The organism is Microcystis sp. M049S2 (assembly GCF_020245625.1).
Lineage (GTDB): Bacteria > Cyanobacteriota > Cyanobacteriia > Cyanobacteriales > Microcystaceae > Microcystis > Microcystis ichthyoblabe_A.
In genome coordinates, this window is the sequence record NZ_JADBUN010000174.1 from 1 (window position 1) to 11005 (window position 11005).

General features: G+C 44.7%; 10 protein-coding genes and 1 pseudogene. 9 read left to right on the top strand and 2 right to left on the bottom strand.

The features are described 5' to 3' along the window. Nucleotides 1–222: 222 nt before the first annotated feature. The gene (dnaK, locus tag IM496_RS15210) at nt 223–2127 is read right to left on the bottom strand and encodes a molecular chaperone DnaK (RefSeq protein WP_194018154.1); all 1905 of its coding nucleotides are present in this window, start codon (nt 2125–2127) and stop codon (nt 223–225) included. Between the two features lie 360 nt (nt 2128–2487). Between dnaK and IM496_RS15215 the strand changes: the two genes are divergently transcribed. From IM496_RS15215 to IM496_RS15225, 3 genes and pseudogenes are all read left to right on the top strand, one after another. Further along, on the top strand, nt 2488–3669 hold the full coding sequence (locus tag IM496_RS15215; RefSeq protein WP_287662428.1) for an RtcB family protein: 1182 nt from the start codon (nt 2488–2490) through the stop codon (nt 3667–3669). A gap of 80 nt (nt 3670–3749) precedes the next feature. Then, nucleotides 3750–4160: pseudogene (locus IM496_RS15220) on the top strand (4Fe-4S single cluster domain-containing protein); the annotation flags it as partial. Nucleotides 4161–4399: 239 nt separating this feature from the next. Next, on the top strand, nt 4400–4594 hold the full coding sequence (locus tag IM496_RS15225; RefSeq protein WP_502861847.1) for a hypothetical protein: 195 nt from the start codon (nt 4400–4402) through the stop codon (nt 4592–4594). Between the two features lie 127 nt (nt 4595–4721). Here the strand turns inward: IM496_RS15225 and IM496_RS15230 are convergent, their stop codons facing one another. Further along, the gene (locus IM496_RS15230; RefSeq protein WP_194017521.1) at nt 4722–5486 is read right to left on the bottom strand and encodes a YebC/PmpR family DNA-binding transcriptional regulator; all 765 of its coding nucleotides are present in this window, start codon (nt 5484–5486) and stop codon (nt 4722–4724) included. Between the two features lie 214 nt (nt 5487–5700). On the opposite strand from IM496_RS15230, the gene IM496_RS15235 reads away from it, so the two are divergent. The 6 genes from IM496_RS15235 (at nt 5701) to IM496_RS15260 (ending at nt 10649) form a co-directional block, all read left to right on the top strand. Further along, the gene (locus tag IM496_RS15235; RefSeq protein ID WP_066029688.1) at nt 5701–6186 is read left to right on the top strand and encodes a pentapeptide repeat-containing protein; all 486 of its coding nucleotides are present in this window, start codon (nt 5701–5703) and stop codon (nt 6184–6186) included. A gap of 174 nt (nt 6187–6360) precedes the next feature. Then, nucleotides 6361–8292, top strand: a complete 1932-nt coding sequence (locus IM496_RS15240) for a transglycosylase domain-containing protein (protein WP_287662429.1) — start codon at nt 6361–6363, stop codon at nt 8290–8292. 160 nt (nt 8293–8452) lie between these two features. Then, the gene (locus IM496_RS15245; protein ID WP_012264774.1) at nt 8453–8881 is read left to right on the top strand and encodes a putative toxin-antitoxin system toxin component, PIN family; all 429 of its coding nucleotides are present in this window, start codon (nt 8453–8455) and stop codon (nt 8879–8881) included. Then, nucleotides 8878–9159 carry a YlcI/YnfO family protein gene (locus IM496_RS15250; protein WP_287662430.1) on the top strand — a complete coding sequence of 94 codons (282 nt, stop codon included), beginning with the start codon at nt 8878–8880 and terminating at the stop codon, nt 9157–9159. The genes IM496_RS15245 and IM496_RS15250 overlap by 4 nt, the downstream gene beginning before the upstream one ends. A gap of 32 nt (nt 9160–9191) precedes the next feature. Beyond that, nucleotides 9192–9767 (top strand): Uma2 family endonuclease, encoded by a 576-nt coding sequence (locus IM496_RS15255; protein WP_287662431.1) that lies wholly within the window; start codon nt 9192–9194, stop codon nt 9765–9767. Between the two features lie 72 nt (nt 9768–9839). Next, on the top strand, nt 9840–10649 hold the full coding sequence (locus tag IM496_RS15260; RefSeq protein WP_287662433.1) for a DNA adenine methylase: 810 nt from the start codon (nt 9840–9842) through the stop codon (nt 10647–10649). The last annotated feature ends 356 nt before the right edge of the window (nt 10650–11005 follow it).

Genomic DNA, 11005 nt, shown 5'->3' on the forward strand with positions numbered 1-11005 from the left:
CTTAAATATTGGAAGAAAGGTAGTCGGAGAGGCCGCCTTTAGCGGGAATCCGATAGAGAGGTTCGTAGTTAACCCAGTACGGGTCAAAGCGTACAAAGCTAATTCTAGATGCAATATTTGCGTACAGAATTAGTAACTATAACAACCTTATCTGTAAGAAAGCTGCAACAAAAAAAGGACACAAGTTAACTTGTGTCCTTCCCGAAGCTAAGAACTTAATTTTTATTTAGCGTCGGAGAATTCCGCATCGATGACATCATCGCCGCCACCAGCACCACCAGAGGGGCCATTGCCATCATTGCCACCGGGGGGATTGCTGGGGGCCCCTTGCTGATACATACTGCTGCCGATCGCGTAGAGGGCTTGTTGTAATTCCGGTAGGATGGTTTTGATCTTACCATCATCGTCTTGAGCGATCGCTTCTTCCAGATCCTTAATCAATCCCTGGGCTTTATTTTTCTCGGATGGAGGAACCTTATCGCCTAACTCTTCCAACTGCTTCTCAGCTTGATAAACCAGGGAATCAGCTTGATTTTTGCGTTCAATGCGTTCGCGACGTTCCTTATCGACCGAGGCATTCGATTCTGCCTCATTTACCATGCGTTCCACTTCATTTTGGGGCAAGGTAGAAGCGCCGGTGATGCTGATCGACTGTTCTTTTCCTGTACCTTTATCCTTAGCGGTGACATTGAGAATACCGTTAGCATCGATGTCGAAAACCACTTCGATTTGAGGCACACCACGAGGAGCGGGAGGGATGCCATCGAGTCGGAAAGTTCCCAAACTCTTGTTATCTTTGGCCATTTCCCGTTCCCCTTGCAGGACGTGGATTTCCACGTTAGTTTGTCCATCCACTGCTGTGGAGAAAACTTCCGATTTTTTGGTGGGGATAGTGGTGTTGCGGGTAATAATCCGCGTCATCACACCGCCGAGGGTTTCCACACCCAAAGACAAGGGCGAAACATCAAGCAGAAGAATATCTTTGACTTCACCAGCGAGAACACCACCTTGAATGGCAGCACCGACGGCTACCACTTCATCGGGGTTAACGCTTTGGTTAGGATCTTTGCCCAGAACTTTTTTAACTAATTCCTGGACGGCGGGAATCCGGGTTGAACCACCGACGAGAACCACTTCATCGAGGGCAGATTTATCGATTTTGGCATCACGGATGGCATTTTCGACGGGAATCCGACAGCGATCAATTAAATCGGCGCAAATTTCCTCAAATTTAGCTCTGGTTAAAGTGGTATCTAGGTGTTTTGGTCCTTCGGCGGTAGCGGTGATGAAGGGCAGGTTAATTTCCGCTTGGGTAACGCTAGAAAGTTCAATTTTGGCTTTTTCTGCCGCTTCTGTGAGACGTTGCAGGGCCTGTTTATCTTGACGGAGATCTATTCCTTCAACTTTTTTGAATTCTCCGGCTAGATAATCAACGATTTTTTTATCGAAGTCATCACCACCGAGATGAGTATCTCCAGAGGTAGCGAGAACTTCAAAGACACCATCACCCACTTCTAGAACCGATACGTCAAAGGTTCCCCCACCCAAGTCAAAAACGAGAATGGTTTCGTTAGCTTTTTTGTCTAATCCGTAGGCAAGAGAGGCGGCGGTGGGTTCGTTGATAATGCGGAGAACTTCAACCCCAGCAATTCTCCCGGCATCTTTGGTGGCTTGACGTTGGGAGTCATTAAAATAAGCGGGTACGGTGATGACTGCTTGGGTAACGGTTTCGCCGAGGTATTTACTGGCATCTTCCACCAGTTTCCGCAGTACCTGGGCGGAAATTTCTTCGGGGGCGAATTGTTTGCCCTGGGCGGGACAGTCTAATTTAACGTTGCCGTTGCCGTCTTGGAGAGTTTTGTAGGATACTTCTGTCGCTTCGTTGGTAACTTCGTTGAATTTCCTGCCGATGAAGCGTTTGACGGAATAAAAGGTATTTTGCGGGTTCATTACCGCTTGACGTTTGGCGATTTGTCCTACTAGGCGATCGCCACTTTTGGCGTAGGCGACGACTGAGGGCGTGGTTCTAAATCCTTCGGCGTTGGCGATAACGGTGGGTTTGCCCCCTTCCATAACCGCGACGCAGGAGTTAGTCGTCCCTAAGTCAATTCCAACTACTTTTCCCATAATCTTTGTGCTGCTCCGATACAAATTATAGTGACTTCTAGAATCGGAACTGTACTCGGTTTTTAGGCGATACCCACCCCTATCAGTTCCTTTGTTATCTCTATAGTGCAAAATAACCCCACTTTCTCGATAGTGTAGGTATCCGAACCTTTTTGGTAGTATTACAGTAGTCAGTAAACCTCCGGTGAAAGTTAACAATTGTCGTGGGGGCAGTCTGAACGAGTAATTTAGATAGTCAACAGCTTATCCTCTGGCGCTAAAACACGATCGCCGATCACAATTTATCTAATTATCGCAGAATCTCAATTGCCTTATTGTCTTGGTTGTATCCGCTTTTTATCTGATTATTTCATAAAAAATATGACTTACGAAACTCTGGAACTTTCCACACCGACACCGATTTTATCTTGGGCGGGCCATGAATTGGGACCCCAAGAAACCCAAATGGCTAAAAATGTCGCTTCCCTCCCTTTTGTTTATAAACACATTTCTTTAATGCCCGATGTTCACTTGGGTAAAGGTGCTTTAGTCGGTTCGGTGATTGCCACCAAAGATGCCGTAATTCCTGCCGCCGTCGGAGTCGATATCGGTTGCGGCATGGCTGCCCTAAAAATGCCTTTTACTGGTGAACAATTGCAGGGAAAACTTAAAAAAATTCGCCTCGATGTAGAGGCGAATATTCCCGTCGGTTTTGCTGAAAATAAGGAAGTGGACAGGGAAGTGACTAAATGGCCAAAATGGGCGGAATTTAAACAGATTCATCGAGGCGTACAAAACCTAGAGAAAAAAGCCCTTAAACAAATGGGTTCTCTGGGGGGTGGTAATCACTTTATCGAAATTTGTTTAGATACAGACAATCAAGTTTGGTTAATGCTCCATTCCGGTTCTAGAGGTATTGGTAATCAACTGGCCCAATGTCATATTGATACTGCCAAAGAGTTAGCCAAACTAGCAGAAGGTAAATTACCCGACCTCGATCTGGCCTACTTTGTCGCCGGTACAGAAGAATTTACCGCCTACTGGCACGATCTACAATGGGCCCAGGAATATGCCCGTTATAATCGGGAAATTATGATGGCTAGATTTAAACGGATTGTTGAAAAACATCTAGCGGGAGGCAAACCAACTAAACCCCTCTTAGTGGTTAATTGTCATCACAATTATGCCGAAAAAGAAATTCATTTTGGGGAGGAGGTTTATGTCACCCGCAAAGGAGCCGTCCGCGCCAGAGAAACCGATTATGGTATTATCCCCGGTTCCATGGGAGCGCAATCTTATATTGTTAAAGGTAAAGGAGAACATAATAGCTTCTGTTCCTGTTCCCACGGGGCCGGGCGCTTGATGTCGAGAAATCTGGCTAAAAAAACTTTTACTCTTGATGATTTAATCGCCCAAACTCAAGGGGTTGAATGCCGCAAGGATGAGGGAGTTATTGATGAGATTCCGGGAGCTTATAAACCGATCCAACAGGTGATGAATCAACAGGCTGATCTAGTGGAAATTGTCGCCACTCTCAAGCAGGTGATGTGTGTCAAAGGTTAAAAATCATGGCAAGAGCGATCGATTTTTGTCGTTTTTTCCCTAGCATGAAAAAGATAGGAATCGATCGAGGATTGTAAGCGATGAGTCTGACTATTGCTGCCCAATTAGCGCCAATTCCCGCCCATCATCTCAATATGATGGGCTATGTGGATGAATCCGCCGTTAACGGCCCCGGCTTTCGGGCCGTGGTCTGGGTACAGGGTTGTTCTCGCCAGTGTCGGGGTTGTTTTAATCCAGCTTCCTGGTCCTTCGAGATCAATCAATTAATTACTGTTGAGTCTCTAGCTGCCAAAATTTTGGCTAATCCCCGCAATAGCGGCCTAACTTTCTCCGGAGGTGAACCTTTTTGGCAAGCAAAAGCCTTGACAGAATTAGCTAAATATGTTAAGGAAAAAGGCTTAAATGTGATGTCCTTCACGGGATTTACGATCGAACAATTGCGCTCAACCCAAGCACCGCCCCACTCTCAAGAATTATTGGCCCAGTTAGATAGGGTCTGCTGAATAAATATAAAAACCTTGTTGGATAAGACTTTTGGATTTTTTTCCCCTGAAAAAGTGCCAGCCATTGCGGGGATCGGGGGGAAAATTCAGGTACTTTTTCCCTGAAAATTAGGTAGTTGACCACCTGAAAATCGATAAAACCCCACACCCCACACCCCACACCCCACACCCCACACCCCACACCCTGCCCCCAGGAAAAGCTTTTTCAGCAAACCCTAGATATTTTGGTGGATGGGGCCTATGTGGAATCCCTGGCTATTCATTCTCCCGATTCTTCCGTTTCTTCTAGCAATCAACGGATTCATGTCCTCAATCCCGCTCTGGAAGATCAGATTAATTGGGCATCGGATCAAGTGGAAATTCATATTCTCAAAGACGGAACCCGAATTTTTACGGGATTTTGGGGACAGATTATCTCTTGATCAGGCCCAGAATCAGTAATCAGTAAACAGTGATCAGTAATCAAGATTGTCCCACTACTTACTCTCACTTCATACCGCGCACTGAAAACTCAAATCTGATCAGTGATCACTGCCTAGGAATTTAGGATCACAGATCCAGTAACATCAATTCCTCGACTAAATCAAAATTAGCTGTCACCGATTGCACATCATCGAGGGATTCTAGGGTGTCGATTAACTTCAATAAAAAACGGGCCTGTTCTCGATCGCTCACTTCTAGGGTATTAGTGGGAATCCAGCGTAATTCTGCTTCTTTGACCTTAAATCCCGCTGCTTGCAGAACCTTATTCAATCTCTCCAGGTTAGACACCTCAGTAAAAACTTCTGCTCCTTGACCTTCCTCCTCACTGTCAAAAAACTCGTAGGATTGGGCCTGGCCCTCTAGGGAAGCTTCTAAAAGCTTATCCTCATCAATAGTTCCCTCAAGGCGAATTACCCCCTTATGGTCAAACATCCAGCCCACACAGCCCGTTTCACCTAAATTACCGCCATTTTTGCTAAAAGCCACTCGCAGATCCGCAGCCGTGCGATTGCGATTATCGGTCAGTGCTTCGATCAGGATCGCGACACCCCCGGGACCATAACCCTCGTAGCGAATTTCCTCAAAAGCTGAGTCATTTTCCCAAGTTCCCGCCCCTTTAGCGATCGCTCTTTCGATATTGTCATTAGGAATACCGGCCGCCTTGGCTTTTTCGATCGCCGTGCGTAGCTGAAAATTGCCCGCCGGATCGGGAACACCGTTACGCGTAGCCACGATAATGGCCCGGGATAACTGGGTGAAAGTTTGCCCTTTTTTGGCATCAACTCGGGCTTTTTGTCGTTTAATATTTGCCCATTTACTATGACCAGCCATATCTATCTAAGATATCCAACATCAAAAATCTAGCAGATCGATCGCCCTTGGTAAATCGGGGGATAATTGTCAACGAGTGCCGGGTAATGATAATAAATCCTGTTTAGAAACTATAGGGGAGCGGGTAGTGCGAGCATTTGTCCTAAAATTCCCGATAGGCGGTTTAAATCCAGTACAGCTTATTATAGAAAAGGTTGATTGATCAGGTGGCAATATGGCGCAATTTTCTCGCAAAACTCTACTAACCTTGGTTGCTAGTATATTAGTATTATTATTCTCCTTGGCTCCGGCCCAAGCGCTAAGTTATAATAACCGCAATTTGACCGATAACGACTTTGCGGGGCAGGATTTGCGCGATTCCACCTTCGATCACTCTAATCTGCGCGGTAGTAACTTCAGTCATGCCAATCTGGAAGGAGTACGCTTTTTTTCTGCCAACTTGGAGGGGGCCGACTTTAGCGATGCCAATATGAGAAATGTGGATTTAGAATCGGCCCGTTTAACCAAAGCCAACTTTACCAATGCCGTTCTCGAAGGAGCTTTTGCCACTAACATTTTAATCAAAGGTGCAATTATCGACGGGGCCGATTTTACCGATGCAATTATTCGCTCCGACGTGGAAAAATATCTTTGTGAGAGAGCCACGGGAACTAACCCAGTAACTGGCAGAAATACCCGCGATACCCTATTTTGTCCCTGATACCTAACTATGATGCCCCGAATCGCGCTGTCATGACCGATCGAATTAGAGCCAGATCGGCCATAATTGCTGTAAGCTAGTATTCGATTTTTTAACAAAACCTTTAGAATAGACTTTCAAGTAAGTCAGTTCGATCGATCAGTCCCCTCTTGGAAAAAGGAAATTGTAACCATCGTGTCCACCAGTACCCTCGGCAATCAAGATAAAGAGCAGAAACCTAGTAGTGACTCGGATAGCTTTTTCCAAGGAGTCTCTAGAGTCGCAGGGGGAACCGCTCTCGGCCTGTTGATGGTATCCACGGCCGTGGTGACGGGGGCTGTGGTAGGATTGGCGATTAGTTACCGCAATCTACCGGATGTCAGGATTTTACGCGGTTACGTTCCCACGGAAACCAGTTATATCTACGATGTTAAAGGCAGACCCCTGACCAGCTTACACGGGGAAGCGCATCGGGAAGTGGTGGAACTCGATCAAATTTCTCCCAATCTAAAACGCGCAGTGATGGCGATCGAAGATAGCCATTTTTATCACCATCGTGGTATTAATCCTAATAGTATCGGTCGAGCAGTAGTGGCTAACTGGAAAAGTGGCGGTGTGGTAGAAGGTGCATCTACCCTCACCATGCAGTTAGTCAAAAATATCTTTCTTTCCCATCAGCGTACCGTTAGCCGTAAATTAGCCGAGGCAGTCCTGGCAGTACGAGTGGAACAGGTTTTTAGCAAAAATGACATTCTGGAAATGTACCTTAATAATATCTATTGGGGTCATAATAATTACGGAGTGCAAACCGCCGCTAAAAGCTATTTTAATAAACCCGCCTCCGAGTTAAATTTAGCAGAATCGGCGATGATGGCGGGAATAATCCAAGCGCCGGAAGTTTATAGTCCTTTTAATAATTATAAAACCGCCAAGGAAAGACAGGCACTGGTTCTCAGTCGGATGCGTACCTTGGGTTGGATTACCCCCGCACAGGAAGAGGCCGCTTTAAAGGAACCTCTGAAAGTGGGTAAACCCACCGCTTGGCAAGAAAGTAAATTACCCTACGTTACCGATGCAGTGGTGGCAGAATTGCGGCAAAAATTTGGCAAAGAAACCCTAACTAAAGGGGGAATGCGGATTCAAACCACGATCGATCTCGACTTTCAAAACATGGCCGAGTCCACCATCCAAAAGGCCTATAATAGCTTGCGTCGTCGCGGTATTCGCACCAAAGACCTACAAATTTCTCTAGTCGCGGTGGATCCCCGCACCCATTTCGTCAAGGCGCTCGTCGGTGGCGTTGATTACAATAAAAGTCAGTTAAACCGGGCCATCCAATCCCGTCGTCAACCGGGGTCAGCTTTTAAACCTTTTGTCTATTATACTGCCTTCGCTAGTGGTCGTTTTACCCCTGAAACGGTGGTTAATGATGCTCCTGTCCGTTTTCGTGAGGCCGGTGGCTTCTATAGCCCAAAAAACTACGGTGGCGGCTTTTCTGGTCAAGTTTCCCTGCGTAGCGCTCTGATGCAGTCTCTGAATATTCCCGCAGTTATTCTTGGTCGTCGTGTCGGGATAAATAAAGTCATTGAAGTCTGTCGTCTGCTGGGTTTCGAGAGTCCTTTAATTGCCGTCACTTCTTTACCTTTGGGATCCGTGGATGTGACTCCTCTGGAAATGGCGGGGGCCTACGCTACTTTTGCCAGTAATGGCTGGCATTCTAAGCCTACCTTTATCATGCGTGTTACTGATAGCCGGGGTAACGTCATGCTCGATAATACACCCAAACCGAAGCTAGTTTTAGACCCCTGGGCCACCGCTTCCCTCAATTCTGTCCTACAGGGAGTTATTCAGGGAGGAACAGCCACTTCGGCTCAAATCGGTCGTCCGGCAGCGGGAAAAACCGGTACTACCGATAACGAGAAAAATGTCTGGTTTGTCGGTTATGTTCCCCAATTAGCCACCGCAGTGTGGATTGGAGATGACCAAAATCGCACTTTAGGTAAAGGTATCACCGGCGGTGGTTTTGCCGCTCCCATTTGGCGCGATTTCATGGCACAAGCGCTTAAAAATGAACGGGTAGAATATTTTCCCTCTCCCTCCAAATTCCGCAAACCAACAGTTAAGTAGATGGTTAATCTAATTGGTTTGATCGTAATTTATTGATCGAGTAAAGGTGGCTAGGTTTTTGTAAGAGCGCCAATTCAAAAATGAAACCCACGCTATTTTTGTTCTGTGATGATAAAGTTAAGATGTAGCTGTACCAATAATCATCGTTGCCCAGTTGCGAATGTCGTTACCTCAGATTGTTATTGATACCAATGTCATTATTGCTGGATTAAGATCTAGGCGTGGAAGTGCGTTTCAACTTCTTAGCCTTATAGGTACAGGAAAATTTGATATGCACTTATCTGTTCCTCTCGTCTTGGAATATACAGATGTCCTATTGCGGGAGTTGCCCAATCTCTATTTAAGTCGAGAAGAAGTAGATGACTTAATTGATTTCTATTGCTCGGTGGGGATACCTCATAAAATTTTCTTCCTGTGGCGACCATTTCTGCGTGATCCCAAAGACGATATGGTATTGGAGCTTGCAGTTAAAGCAGGATGTCAGAGTATAATCACATATAACACCCGTGACTTTGCTGGTGTTGAGCAATTTGGTTTATGTCTGCTTGAGCCTTCAGGTTTCCTACGATTAATAGGTAAGTTACCATGAGTACCATCCAAGTTCAAATTCCCGACTCATTACAGAAAAGTTTAGATGATCTAGCGGCTCGTGATGGAATTTCGATCGATCAATTTATCTCTACTGCGATCGCTGAGAAACTTTCAGCGTTGATGACAGAAAATTACCTAATAGAAAGGTCCAAAAAGGGAAGTCGAGAAAAGTATCAGGCAATCTTAACAAAAGTTCCCGATGTTGAGCCAGAAGCCTATGACCAGTCAAATATGCCTGAATCGTCGGTAAGCAACCCAGATAAAGTTTATTTATAATAAAGTCACAAAAAAAACCTTTGCTTGAAACGATGACGACTTCCTTGACTGAGAGTCTCACCCTTGAAGATTTCCTCAAATTGCCATATTTGGAGGATTCTCCAGCATGGGAATACTTGCATGGAGTCGCAATTCAGAAACCCATGCCTAAGACTCGACACTCTATCCTGCAAAAACGTCTTTTAGCTGCGGTTGACAGCCACACTGTTGATTATACAGCTTTACCTGAGTTGCGATGTACCTTCGGCGAGCGTTCGATCGTTCCTGCTGTGGCAGTAATTGCATGGAATCGAATTAACCTGAATCAAGCAGGTGAACCAGAGGACGACTTTAGGGAAGCACCTGATTGGACTATCGAAATTCTTTCACCGGATCAAAAGGTAAACCGTGTAATTGACAACATTTTACATTGTTTAAAACACGGCAGTAAATTAGGATGGATGCTTGATCCAGATGATTATTCTGTTTTAATGTTTACTCCCCAACAAGAGCCAGAAGTTTGCAGAGGGGATCACCAACTTAAGGTAATTGCAGGGGTTCAGTTGACACTGACTCCACAACAAATCTTTGCATGGCTAAAAGTTGGTCAAGCTAGACAAAGTAAGTAAAAGTCTGGGGAGAATCACGAGGACTAACTTGGTCGTTAGACGAAATTCAATAATAAACGGATTTAGTATAAAATGTCAAAAATTAAAAGTCCCTTGCGCTATCCGGGGGGGAAATCCCGGGCAATTAAGCAAATTCTGCCGCAAATTCCTGTGAATATTAGGGAATATCGAGAACCTTTTTTTGGTGGTGGTTCTGTGTTTTTTGCTGTTAAGCAACTCTTTGAACAACAGATAAAAACCTATTGGATTAATGACTTAAATTATGATTTATATTGTTTCTGGCAATGCGCTCAAGAAAATATTGAGTTATTGGCAGCAAAAATAACAGAAATTAAACAGAAATATGATAGCGGACGAGAATTATTTCAAGATTTGACAAGGGAAGATTTAAAGTTAACCGACTTTGAGAAAGCGGTGCGTTTTTTTATCTTAAATCGGATTACTTTTTCGGGAACAGTGGATTCTGGTGGCTATTCCCAAGCAGCTTTTACCAGTAGATTTACTGATTCATCAATTGCCAGATTAACTCAAATTGCGCCCCTATTAGCATCGGTAAAAATTACTAACCAAGACTACGAAGAATTATTATTTGCTGAGGGAAAAGAAGTTTTTATCTTCCTCGATCCCCCCTACTATAGTGCCACAAAATCTCGTTTGTACGGCGTAAGAGGGAATTTACATACCAGCTTCGATCATCAACGTTTTGCTGATAATATGCGTCAATGTCAGGCTAAATGGTTAATTACCTACGATGATTGTCCAGAGATACGAAACCTCTTTAATTTTGCCCATATTATCGAGTGGAATCTTCAGTATGGCATGAATAATTATAAACAAGGATCGGCGGCATCTGGTAGAGAATTAATGATCAAAAATTATTAGTGCCAGATTGTAGTGGAGTATTTATCTACCATAATTTAGCCGGCATTATTGATGAAGATTTGGAAAAATCCTCATCAGCCTTCCTAGGAAAGTCAGACAAATCCGTTTTTAATAGGATGATTAGCTCCCAATCCAACTTGAAAAACCCACTCCCCACCCTCCTATACATTTTAAATAGGGTTTGCTGAATAAATCTAAAAACCTTGTTGGATAGGAATTTTAGACTTTTTCCCCATCAAAAAGTGCCAGACCTTGGGGTGATCGGGGGGGGAAATTTAGGCACTTTTTCCCTGAAAATTAGGTAATTGACCAGATGAAAATCGGTAAAACCCTACACCCCACACCCCACACCCCAC